This window comes from Streptomyces sp. NPDC058464 (genome assembly GCF_042721035.1).
Taxonomy (GTDB): domain Bacteria; phylum Actinomycetota; class Actinomycetes; order Streptomycetales; family Streptomycetaceae; genus Streptomyces.
On the sequence record NZ_JBHXMA010000014.1, the window covers coordinates 88,142 to 106,917 of the forward strand.

The window sequence follows — 18,776 nt, forward strand, 5'->3', positions numbered from 1 at the left end:
GACTGATGACCGCCATGGCACTCCGCACCCAGCGTTCCGCCCGCCCCCGCCACTACCTGATGTGCCGCCCGACCCACTTCGAGGTCACGTACTCGATCAACCCCTGGATGGACCCCGCCAAGCCGGTGGACACCGGACTCGCCGTCACCCAGTGGGAACAGCTCGTCGCGCTGCACCGCGAACTCGGGCACCACGTCGAGTTCATCGACCCGCTGCCCGGCTGTCCCGACATGGTGTACGCGGCGAACGGCGCCACGGTGGTGGACGGCAGGGTCCTCGGGGCCAGGTTCCGCGACGCCGAGCGGGCGGCCGAGGGACCCGCCTACCTGGAGTGGTTCCGCGAGCGCGGCTACCGGGTGCACGACCCGGTCCACGTCAACGAGGGCGAGGGCGACTTCCTGCTCGTCGGGGACCGGCTGCTCTGCGGCACAGGTTTTCGCAGCACCCCCGAAAGCCACGCTGAGGCCGAGGGGTTCCTCGGCCGCCCGGTCGTCGGCCTGGAGCTGGTCGACCCGCGCTTCTACCACCTCGACACGGCCCTGACCGTCCTCGACCACGACGAGATCATGTACTACCCGGGCGCCTTCGCCCCGCACAGCCAGGCTGTTCTCCGGCACCTGTACCCCGACGCGATCGTCGTCGACGAGGCCGACGCCGAGCACTTCGGCCTCAACGCGGTCAGCGACGGCCGCCACGTCGTCCTGCCCGAGTCGGCCGCCGGGGTGGCACGGCGCCTGCGCGACCGCGGCTTCGAACCCGTCGGCCTCGACCTGTCCGAACTGCTCAAGGGCGGCGGCAGCGTGAAGTGCTGCACGCTCGAGATCCGCGACCGTCCCGCACTCGACTGACATGCGGCGGACACCCAGGTACCGGACAGATGGCGGGATCGAGCGTCCATCCGCTGTAGATCGCCTCCCGGTTTCATCGACCGACGAGGGTCTCCGACGGGGGAGCCCGGAGAGGAACGACCAGGCATGACGAGCGAGGAGTTCACCCACCCTCCGACCGAGGAGGAGGCCCGGGCGGCCTTCGTGTCCCGGGAGGCCGGGCCGGCGGTGGACGCCGGGGAACTGGCCGACCGGGCGGCGGCCCTGCTGTCGTCCGCCGCCACCGGGGACCGGGCGGCCCGGACCGGCGGCGACGAGGAGGACCTGAACACACTGCTGGCCGCGCTGGCGGGACACCTGGCCGGCCGGTCCCGCCTCGGCGCGATCGCCCCCCGGTCCGCGGTGTGGGGGCTGGACCTGGACACCGGCGTCCTGCGCCGGGTCCCCGCCGGGCGGCCGGCCGTCACGGCCGACCCACCGGGGCACCCCCCGGTGGGAGTGGCGGCGGGCCTCACCTGGGTGAGCGCCCTGGAAACCGGCATGACCGCGCACTGCGAGGCCCTGCTGGCCCGGCTCCTCGCCGAGCCCGGTACCCGCGTGCCGCGCCTGTGCCTCGCGGGCCTGTGCGACGGCCGCTGTTCCCCCGGCGACTGCGCCAAGAGCGCCACAGGTGCGGCACGGCGGCTCTACGCGGCGGGCGAACCCGTCGCGCACGACCTGTCCGGCCTGCTCTCCCTGCCAGGCTGCGCGATCCGGGTGGGCCCCCGCCCGGACACGGTCGTCGCCACCGGCGCCACCCGCGCCGAGGCCGTCCGCCGAGCCACCGCACGCGCGCTGCGGGCCCTCACCGCTGCCGACCCCGGCCCTCGGACCCTGCCGGCGATCGGCCCGGACCAGGAACTCCCGCCGCCCGGAGCCGGACCGTCCCACCCCGTGCACTGGTCCCGGCCCCTCGACGCCCTGCGCGCCCAGGGACTCACCCCGGTGGCGGTACTGCTGGACCAGGACCCCCGCGTCAACGAGGTACTCCCGTACCTGGTCCACGTCGTGCTGCTCGACGGCCCTCGATGACGACGGGAACGCTCCGGTCGCGGACCGTGCACAACTGCCGTGCGCGATCAGGCAATTGACGGCGCGGTCGGGGGCTGCTTCACTGGTCCGGTGGCTGAGCCACTGGACCAGTGAGCCGCCGAACCACCGACCGAAGCCTGGGAGATCCTCCGTGGCCGTCGAGAGCATTCCGCGCAACACCGTGGTCGACCTGCTGGAAGCACGGCTGCGTGACGACATCCTGAGCGGCACGCACCGCCCCGGAACCCTGCTGCCCCCCGAGCGGGAGCTGGCCGCCGGGTACGGGGTCACCCGTACGACTCTGAAGCACGCGCTGACCCGGTTGGAGCAGGCGGGACTGCTGAGCACCCGGCACGGCATCGGCACGCGCATCCTGGACTACCTGCGGATCGGCGGCGCCGACCTGCTCCCGATGCTGGCCGCACAGGACCCCACGTGGCTGCGGGAGGTCTTCGAGGTGCGGCGGCACATCGGCACCCTGATCGCCGGCCGCGCGGCCGACCGGCGCACGCAGCGGCAGGCCCTGCGGCTGGAGCACCTGCTGCGTCAGGTCGCCGACGGCCCGGACGCCGACGCCGTCCAGCTCGCCGACGTGGAAGTGCACCGCGAACTGGCGCGGGCCACCGGGAACCGGGTCTATCTCCTCCTCACGAACACGCTGTTCAACGCCTACCTTCCGGTACGGGCCGCGCTGCGGGCGCCGTTCGAGGACGCGGCGCGGGCGACGGACCGGCTCGCGCCGGTGGTACGGGCCGTGGTCGACCGGGACGCCGAGGAGGCGCGGCGCGCGGCGGCGGCGTATCTGGCCGACACGGAGGAGATCATGCTCGGTTCGCTGAGCGGTCCTCACGGGCGACCGACCACCGACAGCCCCCGGTAGCCGGGTTTCCCGGCCCCGGCGAGGCCCCTTTCAAGCGTGGACGCGTGTTCGTTCCACGTTTCTTGTCATGTCATGAACAGGACAACTTCGGCCTCGGTCCGGGCCCATCACCCCTATGACGGCCGCCCGTTCACCGTGGGCGCGGCGGTGACCGACAACACGAGGAGCATGGTGAGCAGATCAAGCAGGAGACGCGGCGTCCTCATCGGCGTCATGCTGTCCGCCGTCATCGGCGGCACCGTCCAGCCGGCGATCGCCGCGCCGGTGCGGGACGCGGGAGACCGGGCCACGCCGTTCCGGAAGTCTCCGGTGGCGTCGACCGAGCAGGAGATCGCGCGGGCGCTGTCCGCCTCGCTGCGCGACCCGCGGTGGCGCGAACAGGTCCGTGCGGCCGCGCTCGGCACCGAGGACGTGGACCTCCAGGCGCTGGCGGGCGGCAGCACCACTGCTCCGGCGGGCAGGAACCTGTTCGCCTCCGTCTCCGCCGCGGACCGGCGCATCGCAGGCCTGAAGGGCCTGCCCGCGTCGACGGGGTCGCTGCTGCGCGTCCGGCTGGGCGCGCCGTCCATGCGCTCGCGCCTGGACGCCGGCGCGACTCCCTGGATCGCCGTCGCCGCGGCCGCCGACGACGCGAAGAACATCACGGCGTACGACAGCCGGGGCAACGCCCACGCCGTCGACACCGCGCGCGTCCCCGACCGCCCGCTGTACATCGTCGACATCGACGTCACCAAGGCCCACCGGGCCGGCCTGAAGGTGCTGCAGAAGGCCTTCGCCGACAAGGGCCTGACCTCCCTCCCGGCGAAAGCGGCGAACAGCGCCGCCGCCGCGAGCACGGCCGGCTGGTGGGCGACCAAGGTCACGGCCGTCGAGGTGAACGACGACCAGGAACCCTGGTTCAAGGGCGCCGCCGAGATGTTCTCGCTCGTGACCGGCTTCGGCCAGGACGGCACGGCACGCGTCGACTCGGTGGACATGCCCTATCTGGACTACGACGGCACCGTCTACTACCCGCACCAGATCCTGGTCAACTGGTCGAACTACAAGTACAACCTGGCCGACGTCGTCATGATGGAGGACGACGACGGCACCAACTACCGTGCGCTGGCCCAGGCGATCACCACGGCGCTGCTCACCGTGACCGACCAGGGCACGTACATCCCGTTGGTGAACGCGGTCCTGAGCGCGATCCCCGACAGCTGGTTCACCGACGACCCCGACTACGTGGAGTCCTGGTACACCCTCGCGCAGAACTCCACGGGCCGGCTGAACGGCGCCTCCGGCAACGGCTGGATGGCCGTCGAGCCCTACTTCGTCGAGGAGTTCTAGACCCCGCAGGCGAGAGCGGACCGGCCGCCGCCGCACGTCGGCGAACGCGCCGGTCCGCGCCGGGGACGCGGCCGTCCGAGCGCACGCTCGGACGGCGCGCAGGGCGCGGGCGACGTCACGGAGTACCGTCGTCACCGCCGGTGCTCTGGTCGCGGGCCAGGGCGTGGGTGACCGCGGTGGTGCTCTCGTACAGGGCCCGGTACTGGCTGAACCGGCGGTCGTAGACACCCGCGGCGGCGGGATCGGGCCGGACCACCGATTCCGCCGGATTCCAGGCCGTGATCTCCGGCCGGCCGATCAGCCCGGCCGCGAGGAAGGCGGCACCGTAGCTGGCGCCGATGGTCGTGCGGGCGACGATCTGTTCGAGACCGGTGACATCGCTGACGATCCGAGGCCACAGTCCGCCGCGGGTGCCGCCGCCGACCGCGACGATCCGCCGGATGTCGGCGCCGGCCGCAAGCATCGTCTCGACGTTGTGCCGGACTCCGTAGGCGGTGGCCTCCAGCGCCGCCCGCATCAGGTCGCCGCGGGTGTGCCCCAGAGTCAGTCCCGCGATCACGCCCCGGGCGTCGGGGTCCATGACGGGTGTGCGTTCCCCGGCGAAGTACGGCAGCATCACCAGGCCGTTCGCACCCGGGGGCGAGGCGGCGGCCTCGTCGAACAGCACGCCGGGGCCGACGTCCCCGAAGAGGTGCCCCAGCCAGTCGGTGACGGCTCCGGAGGTGGCCATGCCGCCGGCCAGGCAACGGGTGCCGGGCAGGGCCCCGACCGTGGACCACATCGACGGGCTGGTCACGAGCCGGTCGACGGTGTTCACCAGGAACATCGTGGTGCCGTACATCAGCATCAGGTCGCCGACGCCGTGGCCGCCGACGCTGATGGCCTCGCTCCAGGCGTCGATCGTCCCCACGACGACCGGTGTCCCGGCCGGGATGCCCGGAACGGGCGTGTTCACCCGGCCGGCCTCCTCGCCCGGCCAGCGCAGCGGGGGGAGTTCGATGCCGGGCGCGATGTGCTCGGCCCATTCGGGGATCCAGTGCTGCTCGTGGATGTCGAACAGCGGGGTGCACTGGCTGGCGGAATGCAGGTCCAGCACATAGACGCCGGTCAGCCGGTGGGCGAGCCACGACGCGGGCATGAGGAGGCGGCGGGCGCGGGTCCACGCCTCGGGCTCCCGCTCGCGGATCCAGGCGAGTTTCGGCCCGACGGCCTGGGACGACAGCGCCGACCCGCACCTGCGGAAGATCGTGTCCGGACCCAACTCCCGGTTCAGCCGTGCGATCTGCTCCTCGGCGCGGGTGTCCACGCCGTACAGCACCGCCGGACGCACCGGCTCTCCCGCGTCGTCGACCAGGAGGGTGCACGGGCCCATGCCGCTGACTCCGACGGCCCGGACGGTGATGTCGTCGCGGTCGAGCAGCTCGGCCGCGAGCGAGACGAACTCGTCCCACCAGACGTGTGCGTCCATCTCGACGTGCCCCGGCCGGGGCCGGTCGACCACGTGACGGCGTACGGCCTCGCCCAGAATACGGCCGGCGGCATCGACCACCACGCCCTTGGTGCTGGAGGTGCCGACGTCAACTCCGAAGACGACGTCGATCATGTCCTGCCTCCCCGTCCGCTGCAGTCGTTGACATGTTCCTGCCTTGTGGCTAGCTTCACGAACAGTTCCCGCTCTGCTCCCTGGGCGCCCATGGCCCCAGGGTCCCATCGAAGCGTTCCCATCCCAGGCACCTCATCTCCACGGTTGGACAACGTTGTCAGCCTTTGGTGATCAAGACATCTCGGCACGCCGTTCATCACCGGGGCCGCGTTCTCGACGCGGAGACAACGTTGTCGGACCTCCACTTCCGAGTAGAGGAGCAAACCCCGTGATCACACGACTGTCGAGACCTCCCGGAACCATGGCGGTCGGCCTCCTCGCCGCCGCGGCGCTGGCCGCGGCCGGGCTGTGCACGCCTGCGTGGGCGGCAGGGAAGGCCGCGCTCGTCACCTCGCCGGCGACGCTCGTCAATCCGTTCATCGGAACGTCGAACCAGGCAGACGACTTCCCGGGTGCCGACGTCCCGTTCGGCATGGTGCAGTGGAGCCCGGACACGCCGTCGCGTCCCGACGGCGGCGGCTACGAGTACAACGACTCGTCGATCACCGGCTTCAGCCTGACCCACATCGCCGGACCCGGCTGTGGCGCGGCCGGTGACGTACCGGTGCTGCCCACGGTGGGAGCCGTGAGCACCGGTGCCACGGACACGTTCTCGCACGCCGACGAGTCGGCGTCCGCCGGGTCGTACAAGGTCACGCTCGACAACCAGGTGACCACCGAGCTGACCACCACGACACGCAGCGGCATGGCCCGCTTCACCTTCCCGTCCACCAGCCAGGCCAACCTGATCTTCAAGTTGACGGGCAGTCAGAACGGCGCCAGCTCGACCCAGTTCACCAAGGTGTCGAACACAGAGGTGAGCGGGCAGGTCACCAGCGGCCGCTTCTGCGGCGCGGGAAACACGTACACCGTGTACTTCGACATGGTCTTCGACCAGCCGTTCACCACGCAGGGCAGCTCGCTCGCCAAGGCGTCGACCACCACTCCCACCGCGCCGGCCACGGCGTCGAAGAACGCCGCCGAGCAGCCCAACCAGCCGGTACTGCACGGCAGGACCCCCAGCACCACGCACCCGAAGTCGACGCAGACCACCAAGGACGGCGTTTCCCCCGACGCCGCCGCCTCGAACGGCTACGTCACCTTCAACACCACGAGCAACCCGGTCGTGCAGGCCAAGGTCGGCGTCTCCTACGTGTCGATCGCGAACGCGGTCGCCAACCGGACCGCGGAGAACACCGGTTGGGACTTCAACGCGACCCGCACCGCCGCACAGAACGCGTGGAACAGCACGCTCGGCAAGATGCAGATCGCCGGCGGGACGGCCGCGCAGCAACAGAGCTTCTACACCGCGCTCTACCACTCGCTGCTGCACCCGAACGTGATCAGCGACGCCAACGGCCAGTACTACGGCTTCGACGGCAAGACGCACACCGTGGACGCGGGCCACAGCGCGGTGTACGCGAACTACTCCGGCTGGGACATCTACCGCTCACAGGCCCAGCTCGAAGCCCTCATCGCCCCCCAGGTCGCCTCGGACACCGCGCAGTCGATGGTCGACGACTACGCGCAGACCGGCATCTTCCCCAAGTGGTCGGAGAACAACGGCGAGTCGTACGTCATGGTCGGTGACCCGGCGGACGCCATCATCGCCGACTACTACGCCTTCGGCGCCCGCAACTTCGACACCACCACCGCCCTCGCCGACATGGTCAGACAGGCGAGCACCACCAACAACGACCGGCCCGGCCTCGCCTATCTGAACTCGCCGGGATACATGCCGCACGACGGCAGCTACGGCTGCTGCAACTTCTACGGCCCGGTGGCCACCACCCTGGAGTACGACACCGCCGACTTCGCGATCTCCGCGATGGCCGGAGCACTCGGCGACACCGCCGACCAGAAGACCTACGCCAACCGCGCCCAGGACTGGCGCAACGTCCTCAACCCCGCCTCCGGCTTCGTGGAACCCCGGAACGCCGGCGGCTCCTGGACCGGAGGCTTCGACCCCACCAGCGGCACCGACATGGTCGAGGCCGACTCCTGGATCTACACCGGAATGGTCCCCTTCGACATCGGCGGCCTGGCGCACGCCAAGGGCGGCAACACCGCGATGAACCACTACCTGGACACCGTGCTGCGCAGCTACACCGGCGCCAACGGTTACGCCTGGGTCGGCAACGAACCGAGCATCGAACTCCCGTGGGAGTACGACTACACCGGGCAGCCCTACAAGACACAGGGCACGGTACGGGCGATCCAGGACCAGATCTGGTCGAACACCCCGGGCGGCCTGGCCGACGGCAACGACGACCTCGGTGCGATGAGCGCCTGGTACGTGTGGTCGGCACTCGGCATGTTCCCCGAGACTCCCGGCACCGCCGACCTCGCCCTCGGCTCACCGCTGTTCACCCAGGCAGTGATCACCCTTCCCTCGGGCGGGACGCTGACGGTCAACGGCAACGGCGCGGCCGACAACGCACCCTACGTCCAGTCCGCGGCGTGGAACGGCACGGCGTGGAACAACGCCTACGCCCCCACCACGGCGATCACGTCCGGCGGCACGCTCGACTTCACCCTGGGCACCAGCGCCAACACCTCGTGGGCGACCGCGGCCACCGCGGCACCTCCCTCCTACGCGGGTGACACCACCGCACCGGCCTCGCCGCGCATCGGTCCGCTCACCTCGTCAGTGGCCTCGACCCTCTGCGTGGACGACGCGTCCTCCGGCACCGCCGACGGCACCCACGTCCAGATCTGGGGCTGCAACAGCACCTACGCCCAGGACTGGATCATCGCCGGCGACGGAACCGTCCGGGCCCTCGGCAAGTGCCTGGACGCCGACCACAGCGGGACCGCCAACGGCACGCTGATCCAGCTGTGGACCTGCAACGGCACCGGCGCACAGCAGTGGACGACCGGCGGCAACGGGTCGCTGGTCAACCCCGAGTCGGGGCTGTGCCTGGACGACCCCAACTCCTCCACGACGAACGGCACCCAGCTTCAGCTGTACACCTGCAACGGCACGGCGGCCCAGAACTGGAAACTGCCGAGCTGACCCGTCGGCGGGGAAGCCAACCGCCCTGACGCCCTGACGCCCCGGAGCCGGCCGGGCATCTGCCCGCCCGGCCGGCTCCACGAACACACGGGGGAGGTCAGCAGTACAGGTTGGCACCGGGGGCGACGCCCAGGACGGAGGTGAAGCGCTGGTAGGCGTCGACGCGGCTCTGGACCTGGGCCGGGTTGCGGCCGTCGCACTCCAGGGAGCCGTTGATGGAGCGGATGGTCTGGCCGAATCCGGCGCCGTTGACCATGGCGTTGTGGGGAGTCATCGTGCCGGGGCCGCTCTGGGTGTTCCAGTACCACAGGCCGGTCTTCCAGGCCACGGCAGAGTCGTTCTGCACCAGCCAGGGGTTGTTGAGCAGGTCGATGCCGAGCGCGTCACCGGCCGCCTTGTAGTTGAAGTTCCAGCTGAGCTGGATGGGGCCGCGCCCGTAGTAGGCGGCCTGGCCGGCCGGGCAGCCGTAGGACTGGCTCCAGTCGCAGTACGTCGGGTAGTTGGCGGTGTTCTGCTCGACGACGTACACCAGTCCGCCGGTCTCGTGGCTGACGTTGGCGAGGAAGGCGGCGGCCTCCTGCTTCTTGACGGTGTCGCTGCCGGTGGTGGCGAAGCCGGGGTAGGCGCTGAGCGCGGCGGTGAGGCCCTGGTAGGTGTAGAAGGAATTCCGGCTCGGGAACATCTGGTTGAACTGCGCCTCGCTGACCACGAACCCGGACGGGTTGCCGCCTCCGCCGCCACCGGCCGGGGCGTTCCACTTCTGGTTGGCGGCGCCGGTGCAGGTCCAGATCTGCAGGCGCGTGGCGTTGGCGCTGCTGTTGCCCCGGACATCGAGGCACTTGTTCGCGGCGGGGTTGACGATGTCGTGGGCGGCGGTGACGACCCACTGCTGGTTCGCCCCGCCGGAACAGTCCCAGAGCTGCACGGCGGCCCCGTCGGCGGTGCCGCGGTCGACCACGTCGAGACACTTGCCGAGGGCGCGCAGGGTTCCGTCGCCGCTGTTGGACCAGCTCTGGGCACCGGTGCCGTTGCAGTCGTAGAGCTGCACGGCGGTGCCGTTGGCGCTGCTCGCGCCGGCCACGTCGACGCACTTGCCGGCCAGCCCGGTGATCTGGCCGGTCGCCGCCTGGGCCGGGGCGACGGTGAAGAGGGCGGACAGGACGGCGGCGAGGACGACGCCCAGCGTCAGTCTGCCGAGGACGGTTCGCCCGCGGAGGCGGGGCATGCGGAGCGTGAGGCGCATGGAGAACTCCTCCTGAAGTGGAACGCGGGGGGGTGGGAGTGCTGGGCGACCGGCCTGCGGCCTGCGTCCTGCGGTGTGGGTCCTGCGGTGTGCGTCCTACGACTTGCGGTCTGTGGGGGCCGGACGTCTCAGCCGACGACCTGCTGGGTCACGACGATGTGCCCGGCATCGGGGTCGAGGACGCCGCCGAGCCGGCTGAACGCGCCGTCGGTCAGATCGAGGCACTTGGGTTCCTGCGGGGTCTGGACGAACGTGCCACGGTCGTTGACCCGGACGGTCAGGGACCGGCCGTTGGCGACGTTGGTGACCAGGACACGCGTGCCGAAGGGCAGTTGGGGCTGGCGGGAGAGGGAGGTGGCGACCGTGTCGGCGTTGTTGTCGAAGACCTCGCCGCTGGCGGTCAGGGCGCCGGGCGGCTGGGGACCGTAGTGCGTGGCCCAGCACTGTTCGCCGCTCTGCTGCGAGGGAGCGTTCCACTTCTGGTTGGCTGCGCCGGTGCAGGTCCAGATCTGGATCCGCGCACCGTTCGCCGAGGAGCGGTCGGTCACGTCGAGGCACTTGTCGGCCGCGGGGTTGACGATGTCGTGGGCGGCGGTGACGGTCCATTGCTGGTTGGCTGCGCCGGTGCAGGTCCACAGCTGGACCTTGGCGCCGTCGGCGGTGGAGTTGGCAGTGACGTCAAGGCATTTGCCGAGGGCGCGCAGGGTGTTGTCGGCGCCCGGGGTCCACTGCTGGGCGCCGGTGCCGTTGCAGTCGTAGAGCTGCACCGGGGTGCCGTCGGCCGTGCCGGCGCCGGCGACGTCGAGACACTTGCCGGCGAGGCCCGCGACCGTACCGGTCGCCGCGGCCGCCGGCGCCGTGGCCAACGGGCTGAGCAGCAGGGCCAGCAGGGCTATGACAGGACTGCCGCGTAACGCGGTGGTGAGGAGGGAGGAACGATCGGCCATGGGGGAAAGCCCTTCTTCGGTGGCATGCAGGCGTGGCGGACACCGGGAAGGTAAAAGGTCTATACCAAGTCCGTCAAGATGTGAACATGACAGATACCTTCCGAGCCCCCCACGGCTGATCTTTGAACGCCGAGGGCGCCGAGGACGCCATGGTCTGACTCGAAGGGCCGCCCTCGCGCTGGCGGTCGCTCCCCGGCCTTCGCGAGTGCGAGGTGGGGCCGGGCCGCCGGCGTCGATGTCCTTGAGTGCGGTGCGGTAGTTCCCGATCAGGGCCTAGGTGAATTTCCGCGCGGCGACGCCGCCCATCCACACCACGCCGTCGTCGGGGCCGGGGCCGTCCGGCCATTCCATGCGCTTGGTCAGGTTCTTGAGATGCGACCGACTCGGCCCGTTGACGGGCTTCTTCAGCTGATCGAGATGTCCGACATCTCAACCATGCTGCTCGGGGGCCGCGCCGGTCGTCTGCCTGGCTCGCCGCAGCACTGCCAGGGCGTCACCTCATGAACAGAGAGGCTGGGCACGTTGGTTGCCGCGGCCGGCGACCGGGTGCAGCGAACGGTGCCGGCCGACTGGTTCGACCGCTCCCACCTCGACGCCCTCGCCACCCGGCGTCTCCTCACCCGCATCGGCTCGACCGAACTCCTGGCGTCGTACTCCTCGATCGCCCTGGTCTCCCTGGTCCCCGACGATCTCGCACGCGCAAGCCGCTACCTCCGCGACACCCTCGGCGACCTCGAAGCGGCAGATCTCCGGACCCGGGACGTGGTCCTCGCCTTCAACGTGCCACAGCCCAGGGCCACGGCACGGTGACGGCGGTGATGACGTGTCGAGTGTGACCCCCGGCGTGCCAGCGTCCGGTGAACCGGCTGATCCGGTCTCCGGCGACGACCGGTCCGGGCACAGTCAGGTCGGCCGTGAAGGTGTGGTGTTCCGGATCGGGCGTGATGATGCATTCCGTGAAGTCCAGCCAGTGGCCGGTCAAGGGAAACCACGCCTTGTAAACGCTCTCTTTCGCGCTGAACAGCAGCCGGTCCCAGTGGATGTGAGGGTGGGTTGCGGCCAGCCTGGTCAGGGTCATCCGCTCCTCGGGCAGCGCGGTCAGTTTTTCCACGCCGTCAGGCAGAGCGGCGTGCGGCTCGGCGTCGATCCCGATCGAGGCCAACGTGCCGCGATGAGCTACCGCCGCCGCTCGGTAGCCGTCACAGTGCGTCATGCTGCCGATCACTCCGTCCGGCCACTGCGGTGCGCCCTTGGGGCCTGGCAGGATCGGTCCGGGGGGCACTCCGATCCGTCTCAGGGCGGTGCGTGCGCAGAGACGGACGGTGGCGAACTCGCGGCGGCGCTTGTCGACTGCGCGGGCCACGACGGCCGCCTCCTGCGGGTGCAGGTCGATGTGCGGTGGGTCGGTGAACAGCTCGGACACGGCGACACCGGATGGCAGGAGGGCGTTCAGCGATCCGGTGCCGTCGGCTTCGGTGATCATGAATGACCATCCGCTTGATCGGTGTGGCGAATGTCGCACATCTCGTCCACTGCATCCTCCGAGTTCGAGTCACGAGGCGGGCGGTGGGGGCCCGGCGCCCTCCGGTGTGTGCTGCAGGAATGACCCGTCCCGTCCGTTTCCTGGGCGGTAGTCGATCACGCTCGGTAAGGCCAGAAGTGATCGCGAGGCGCTGTAGACGGGAGTGATCCACTGGGCTACGTTCTGCATTCGACGGATGACACGGGGGAGTGTTCTGATGCAGATGAGTGTGAGTTCTGGGCTGTTATATCACCGAATATGGAGGCAAGGCAGGCGGCAGCGCGGCTACGCGCAGCTCCTTGCTCTCCACCCCTCCGGTTCTGCCTCGTGACCGCCCGGCACGTCGTTCTGGGCCTGCCCACACTCGCCACCGGTGGTCTCTCGGAGAACTGGCTCTTACGCGAGTCCGGCGACCTCCACTGGTCGTTGATCGGTGAGTACTTCGGTACCTCGGTCAACAAACTCGCCGACGCCGACGGCACCCGGCTGCTCCCGGCCTTCGTCCGGGTCCGGCACACCGCGAGCGCCTCGCTCGCCTCCTTCGCCGAGCTCGACGAAGGCGAGATGAGCGGTCGACTGACCAGACTGGACGACCGGCGGTTCCTCTCCGACATCCGGTTCGCCACCGGTACGGCACACGTCGACGTCCGGCTGCTCACCGTCTTCGTCCGCCGCTCGGACCGCAACTGGCTGGTTCCCGGCGTCCCACAGCTTCCCGGCCGCCTGCCGGCCCGTGAACCGGACCCCGACCAACTGGCCTTCCTGCACGACTTCCAGGCGCAGAGCGGGCGCCACCTGGAAGGCCCCGGGCTGCACACCGAGCGTTACGAACTCAACCCGGTCGTCGACGTCAACGCCCTAGGCCTGCTCTACTTCGCCTCCTACCCGCACATCAACGACCACGGCGAGCGCCGGTACCTGCACTCGCTGGCGCCAGGCGGCGAGTGGGCCACCGCGGCCACCACCGTCAGCCGCGACATCGTGTATCTGGCGAACTGCGGCGCCGAGGACACCGTGCGATACCGGCTCGACTGCCTGCGCCTGGAGGACCGTCACCGGGCGGTGCTGACCTCGACGCTGCTGCGCGAGGACGACAACAGGCCGCTGGCGAGGATCGAGACGGTCAAGACACTGCGCGGACCCGGTGTGTTCGGCGGACTCTGGGGTGACGCCGTCACCCCCCGCGCCGCGACGGCCCCGCCGGACCCGGCACCCACGCCCGACGACCTGGACGCGGTCCTGCTCCAGCTGCTGGAACGGGCGCTGAGCCGGCCCACCGGCTCTCTGACCGCCGACGACGACCTGCGGCGGTACGGCCTGGACAGCGTCGCGCTGGCCGAGGTCGTGGCGCTGGCCCACGACGAGCACGGCCTGCAGATCGATCCCAGCGCCATGTTCCAGGCCTTCACCGCCGCTGCCATGGCGCGTGTCATACGCGGCGAGGACCGCGAGCCCGAACCGGTCGCGGTCACGGCGGCACCGAAGCCGGACGCCTCGGCGCCGATCGCGGTGATCGGCATGGCCGGACGTTTCCCCGGGGCGGACAGCGTGGGTGAGCTGTGGGACCTGCTCGGCCGCGACGAGGACGCGATCCGCGACATCCCGACCGACCGCTGGGACACCGGCGCGCACCCGGATCTGGTGGGACGGGCGGGGCTGCTCGACGACATCCGCCGCTTCGACCACGAATTCTTCGCCGTCAGCCCCCGCGAGGCCGCGCTGATGGATCCTCAGCAGCGACTCATGCTCGAGGTGGCCTGGGCGACGGCCGAGGACGCCGGAAAGGATCCCACCACGCTGGCGGGCACTGCGACCGGCGTCTTCACCGGGGTGTGCCACTCCGACTACGCCGCCGTGCTGGCCGAGCACGCCGGTCGCGACGAACCGCACCTGAGCGTCGCGGTCTCCCCGTCGCTGGTGGCCAACCGGGTCTCGTACGCCCTGGGCCTGCGCGGCCCGAGCGTCACCGTGGACACACTCTGCTCGTCGTCGCTGGTCGCGGTTGCCCAGGCCGTCGCGGCGCTGCGGGCCGGAGAATGCGACCAGGCCTTCGTGGGCGGCGTGAACGTGCTGTGCGACCCGGGCCGCCATGCCGCGTACCAGCGGGCCGGCGTGCTGAGCCCACGCGGTCGCTGCCACACGTTCGACGACGGCGCCGACGGCTACGTCCGCGGTGAGGGGGCGTGCGCGTTGCTGCTCAAACCCCTCGACCGGGCGCTCGCCGACGGCGACCGGGTGCACGCGGTGATCCGCGAGGTGGCGGTCAACCACGGCGGGCAGGCGCAGTCGTTCACCGCGCCCAACCCCGCGGCCCAGGCCGACCTGCTGGTCAGCGCGTACACCACGGCGGGCGTCGACCCCACCACCGTCGGCTACATCGAGGCGCACGGCACCGGTACCCGGCTGGGCGATCCGATCGAGGTGTCGGCCATGGTGGCGGCGTTCCGCCGGCTGTACGCCCGGACGCGGCAGCCGATGCCGGACGTACCGCACTGCGGCATCGGGTCCATCAAGACCAACATCGGTCATCTGGAGGCCGCCGCCGGTATCGCCGGAATGATCAAAGTCGTTCTCGCGATGCGCCACCGGACCCTGCCGGCCACCCGCAACGTGCGCCGGACGAACCGCATGATCAACCTGTCCGGGTCGCCGCTACGGCTCCAGCTGGAACGGGCCGCATGGGAGCCGCCGCCCGGCGGCGGCCCCCGCCGGGCCGGGGTCAGCTCGTTCGGCATGGGCGGCACGAACGCGCACGTGGTCCTGGAGGAGGCACCGCCCGCCGTCGCGGCGCCGGCGGCCGGCCGTGTGGCGGTGCCCGTGTCGGCCCGCACCCCGCAGGCGCTGCGGGACGCGCTCGTCGCGCTGCTGGACGTGGTGCGGTCACCGCAGGCGCCCCCGCTCGCCTCGATCGCCCGGACGCTGAGCACCGGCCGGGCCACGCTGGCCCGCCGCGTCATCGTCACGGCGGCCGACCTGGGCGAACTTGCGGACGCGCTGGCCGCCGCCGTCGTCGACGCCGAGTCGCCGACCGGCGAGGCCGGGATCGGGGGCCGCGTCGACGCCGGGACCGAGGGCCCGGTGCCGGACGCCCCCGTCGTGTCGCTGCCGACCTACCCGTTCCGCCGGGATCAGCACTGGGCGGCGCCCACCGCCGCCCCGCAGTTCCTCACCGCGGCCTGGCGGGACGCGCCGCCACCCGCGCCCGCCCGGCGCGGCCGCTTCCTGGTCCTCACGACGGACCCGGACCTGGCGTCGACGCTGTTCGGCGACGACGCCGTGGCGCATCGCCCCGGCGATCCGCTGCCCGACGTGCAGGACCTGGCCGGCGTCGCCGATCTGGTCGACTGGAGGGAACCCGGCGCGCTGGTCACCGAGCGGATCGCGGCGCTGCGCGAGGTGCTCAGCCGGTATCCGCGTACCGGCCTGCGCTGTCTGTACGTCAGCGGCGCCGGCCGCTCGGTGCTGGCCGGCTTCTACCGCGCCCTCTCCGGAGAGCTGCCCACGGTGGTCTCCCGCACCGTCCGGGTCGACGGCGACCTCGCCGACCTGGCCGCCGCGGTCGCGGCCGAGAGCACGGCCAACGACCAGGAGACCGAGATCCGGTACGCCGGCTCCCGGCGGCGGCGCCGCGTGGCCGGGTTCGCCCAGCCCGGCGACGTCGACCCGCTGACCGGCCTGGACCGGGGTGCCGTCCTGATCACCGGCGGCACCGGCGCGATCGGCCTGCGCCTCGCCGAGCACCTGGCCGACCGGGGTGCCCGGCACCTCGTCCTGATCGGCCGCTCCGAGCTGCCCGCCCGCAACCGCTGGGCAGCCCTGGTCGCCGACCCGTCGACCGACCCGCTGCTGCGCACCCGCCTCACCGCCCTGCTGGCCCTCGCCGACCGGGACGTGAGGCTCTCCGTCCACACCCATGCGCTGGACGACGTGGTCACGCTGCGCAGACTGATCAACCGGCATCGAAGCCGCGCCGACGGGATCGCGGCGGCCTTCCACTGCGCGGGGGTCATGCACCCGTCCCGGTCGTTCCTGGCCAGGACGGCCGAAGAGATCGACGACGTGCTACGGCCCAAGCTTGCCGTCGAGACGCTGTGGGCGGCGTTCGGCAGCCGGTTGCCGCGGCTCACGGTGCTGTTCTCCTCCATCGCGGCCGGGTCGCCCCGGCTGGCCGGGGGCTGTCTGGACTACGCGGCGGCCAACAACGTCCTCGACGACTTCGCCGAGGCGCACGCCGACGTGCCCGGGTGCGTGGTCCGGTCGCTGCGGTGGCCGCTCTGGCGGGACGTCGGGATGGGTGAGCGGTGTACCAGCGCCGGGAGCGAGCTGGGCATCCCCGACCTGGCGGAGGCCGACGCGCTGCGGCTGCTCGACCTGGCGCTGCGGGTGTCGAGTGAATCGATTCTGCTTCCCTGTCTGACGGGCCGGACCGCAGTGTCGGCCGACGAGCTGTTCCGGGCGCCCCGGCGGGCCCCCGGGACGCCCCCCGCGCCGGTCGCCGTCCCGGAGCCGGTTGCCGTCCCGGCGCCGGTTGCCGTCCCGGTGGACGAGGCCGAGCCGGCCGGCGTCGACTGGCTGGCCGACGTGGTCGCCCGGACCACCCGCACCGAACGGTCCCTGCTGCGACCCGACACCCATCTCGTCGACCTCGGCGTGGACTCGTTGCTGATGGCCGAGCTGGTCCGCGATCTCGAGGCGGCGCTCGGGCACGTCGTGGACCCCAGCCTGCTCCAGGAGCATCCGACCCTGGCCGGGCTCGCCGCCGCGCTCACCGCCGCGGGAGTGCGTGCCCCGGCCGCCCCCGGCCCGGTGCCGTCCGCGGCGCCGGTACGGATGCCCGCCGTGGACGGCGCGCCGACGCGGATCGCGGTCATCGGGATGGGCTGCCGGCTGCCCGGCGCCGCAGACCCGGAACAGCTGTGGCAGGCACTGCTCGCCGGGCGGGACCTGGTCGGCGACGTGCCGGCGGACCGCTGGGACACCACGGCGCTCTACCGGCCGGACGGCGGCCCCGGATTCAGCCAGAGCCGGTGGGGCGGCTTCCTCGACGACGCCGCCCTGTTCGACCCGGGCTACTTCGGCTTCGACGACGAGACGGCACGGCAGCTCGACCCCCTGGTGCGCAAGACGCTGGAGGTCGCCGTCGAGTGCGTACGCGACGCCGGGTACACCGGCGAGGAGTTACGCGGCCGCCGGGTCGGCGTCTTCGTCGGCGGCCGGACCGGCAACCACCGCGAACACCTGCGGCCGCTGACCCGCGAGGCCATCGTCGGGATCAACCAGAACTACATCGCGGCGCACGTGTCGCACTTCCTCGACCTCGCCGGGCCGAACCTCGTGGTCGACAGCGCGTGCTCGTCGGCGCTGGTCAGCGTGCACCTGGCAGCGCAGAGCCTGATGCTGGGCGAGTCCGAGATGGCGCTGGCCGGCGGCGTGGACCTGCTGCTGGACGAGGAACCGTACCTGATGCTCAGCGCCGGCAAGGCGCTGTCACCCACCGGACGCTGCCGCGCCTTCGACGAGTCCGCCGACGGCTTCGTCCCGGGAGAGGGCGCCGGGCTCGTGCTGCTGAAGCGTCTCGACGACGCCGAACGCGACGGCGACCGGATCCTCGCGGTCATCGAGGCGTCCGGTGTCAACAACGACGGCCGCACGATGGGCCACACCACCCCGAACGGGCACGCCCAACGGGCGCTGATCACCGATGTGCTCGCCCGCGGCGGCATCGACGCGCGCACCATCGGATACGTCGAGGCCCACGGCACCGGCACGATGATCGGCGACCCGATCGAGCTGCAGGCGCTGACCACCGTCTACCGGCAGCACACCGGCGACCGGGAGTACTGCGGGATCGGCAGCGTCAAGAGCTCGATGGGCCACCTGCTCAGCGCGGCCGGGATCGCCGGATTCATCAAGGCCGTGCAGACGCTCCGGCACGGGCTGATCGTCCCGACCCTGCACTGCGACCGGCCCAACCCGCGGTTCGCGTTCGCCGAGTCGCCGTTCTTCCCCGCGCGGACCACGACCGAGCTGCCCGCCGGCAGCCGCGTGGCGGTCAGCGCCTTCGGATTCGGCGGCACCAACGCCCATGTCGTACTCGGCGCGGGCGCGCCCGAGGGGACCGGCCGGGATCCGCTCCCGGCACCGGAGTACCGGCGCCGCCGGTTCTGGCCCCGCCCTGCCGGGATCCGTACGACTCCGGCCCGCCCCGCCGCGACACCGGTCCGGTCGGCGCGCCTCGATCTCTCCTTCACGCCGGTCGCGGCCCCCGCGCTCGACCGTTCCCACCGCTGAGCCGGGAC

11 protein-coding genes are annotated in these 18,776 nt (G+C 71.6%); 7 read left to right on the forward strand and 4 right to left on the reverse strand.

Features of this window, described 5'->3' with window-relative positions:
* Nucleotides 1–5 precede the first annotated feature (5 nt).
* The 4 genes from ddaH (at nt 6) to ACFWPQ_RS20125 (ending at nt 4,107) form a co-directional block, all read left to right on the forward strand.
* Complete coding sequence (gene ddaH / locus ACFWPQ_RS20110; RefSeq protein ID WP_384036143.1) at nt 6–848, forward strand: dimethylargininase; 843 nt, start codon at nt 6–8, stop codon at nt 846–848.
* A 126-nt stretch (nt 849–974) separates the two neighbouring features.
* A complete protein-coding gene (locus ACFWPQ_RS20115; protein WP_384036146.1) occupies nt 975–1,898 on the forward strand; it encodes a hypothetical protein in 924 nt (307 codons plus the stop codon).
* Between the two features lie 151 nt (nt 1,899–2,049).
* A complete protein-coding gene (locus ACFWPQ_RS20120; protein WP_384036149.1) occupies nt 2,050–2,778 on the forward strand; it encodes a FadR/GntR family transcriptional regulator in 729 nt (242 codons plus the stop codon).
* Between the two features lie 72 nt (nt 2,779–2,850).
* Nucleotides 2,851–4,107 (forward strand): DUF3103 family protein, encoded by a 1,257-nt coding sequence (locus ACFWPQ_RS20125; protein WP_384036152.1) that lies wholly within the window; start codon nt 2,851–2,853, stop codon nt 4,105–4,107.
* A 115-nt stretch (nt 4,108–4,222) separates the two neighbouring features.
* Here ACFWPQ_RS20125 and ACFWPQ_RS20130 read toward each other — a convergent pair whose 3' ends face one another.
* On the reverse strand, nt 4,223–5,710 hold the full coding sequence (locus tag ACFWPQ_RS20130; RefSeq protein WP_384036155.1) for an FGGY-family carbohydrate kinase: 1,488 nt from the start codon (nt 5,708–5,710) through the stop codon (nt 4,223–4,225).
* Between the two features lie 268 nt (nt 5,711–5,978).
* Between ACFWPQ_RS20130 and ACFWPQ_RS20135 the strand changes: the two genes are divergently transcribed.
* The gene (locus ACFWPQ_RS20135; RefSeq protein WP_384036158.1) at nt 5,979–8,765 is read left to right on the forward strand and encodes a lectin; all 2,787 of its coding nucleotides are present in this window, start codon (nt 5,979–5,981) and stop codon (nt 8,763–8,765) included.
* A 97-nt stretch (nt 8,766–8,862) separates the two neighbouring features.
* Here ACFWPQ_RS20135 and ACFWPQ_RS20140 read toward each other — a convergent pair whose 3' ends face one another.
* Both ACFWPQ_RS20140 and ACFWPQ_RS20145 read right to left on the reverse strand, forming a co-directional pair.
* Nucleotides 8,863–9,990 carry a glycoside hydrolase family 19 protein gene (locus tag ACFWPQ_RS20140; RefSeq protein ID WP_384036373.1) on the reverse strand — a complete coding sequence of 376 codons (1,128 nt, stop codon included), beginning with the start codon at nt 9,988–9,990 and terminating at the stop codon, nt 8,863–8,865.
* Between the two features lie 146 nt (nt 9,991–10,136).
* Nucleotides 10,137–10,955 carry a ricin-type beta-trefoil lectin domain protein gene (locus ACFWPQ_RS20145; RefSeq protein ID WP_384036161.1) on the reverse strand — a complete coding sequence of 273 codons (819 nt, stop codon included), beginning with the start codon at nt 10,953–10,955 and terminating at the stop codon, nt 10,137–10,139.
* A gap of 522 nt (nt 10,956–11,477) precedes the next feature.
* Here ACFWPQ_RS20145 and ACFWPQ_RS20150 point away from each other — a divergent pair.
* Nucleotides 11,478–11,765, forward strand: coding sequence for a hypothetical protein (locus tag ACFWPQ_RS20150; RefSeq protein ID WP_384036164.1), 288 nt, complete (start codon nt 11,478–11,480; stop codon nt 11,763–11,765).
* Here ACFWPQ_RS20150 and ACFWPQ_RS20155 read toward each other — a convergent pair.
* Entirely contained in the window at nt 11,731–12,438 is a 708-nt protein-coding gene (locus tag ACFWPQ_RS20155) for a 4'-phosphopantetheinyl transferase (protein ID WP_384036167.1), read from the reverse strand. The two genes, ACFWPQ_RS20150 and ACFWPQ_RS20155, sit on opposite strands and share 35 nt — an antisense overlap.
* A gap of 366 nt (nt 12,439–12,804) precedes the next feature.
* Between ACFWPQ_RS20155 and ACFWPQ_RS20160 the strand changes: the two genes are divergently transcribed.
* Nucleotides 12,805–18,768, forward strand: coding sequence for a beta-ketoacyl synthase N-terminal-like domain-containing protein (locus tag ACFWPQ_RS20160; RefSeq protein WP_384036170.1), 5,964 nt, complete (start codon nt 12,805–12,807; stop codon nt 18,766–18,768).
* Nucleotides 18,769–18,776 lie beyond the last annotated feature (8 nt).

Excerpts from the sequence above, each read along its gene's own strand:
- ddaH (WP_384036143.1), top strand. The coding sequence starts at position 6 with ATGACCGCCATGGCACTCCGCACCCAGCGTTCCGCCCGCCCCCGCCAC.
- ACFWPQ_RS20115 (WP_384036146.1), top strand. The coding sequence starts at position 975 with ATGACGAGCGAGGAGTTCACCCACCCTCCGACCGAGGAGGAGGCCCGG.
- ACFWPQ_RS20125 (WP_384036152.1), top strand. The coding sequence starts at position 2,851 with ATGAACAGGACAACTTCGGCCTCGGTCCGGGCCCATCACCCCTATGAC.
- ACFWPQ_RS20130 (WP_384036155.1), bottom strand. The coding sequence starts at position 5,710 with ATGATCGACGTCGTCTTCGGAGTTGACGTCGGCACCTCCAGCACCAAG.
- ACFWPQ_RS20140 (WP_384036373.1), bottom strand. The coding sequence starts at position 9,990 with ATGCCCCGCCTCCGCGGGCGAACCGTCCTCGGCAGACTGACGCTGGGC.
- ACFWPQ_RS20145 (WP_384036161.1), bottom strand. The coding sequence starts at position 10,955 with ATGGCCGATCGTTCCTCCCTCCTCACCACCGCGTTACGCGGCAGTCCT.
- ACFWPQ_RS20155 (WP_384036167.1), bottom strand. The coding sequence starts at position 12,438 with ATGATCACCGAAGCCGACGGCACCGGATCGCTGAACGCCCTCCTGCCA.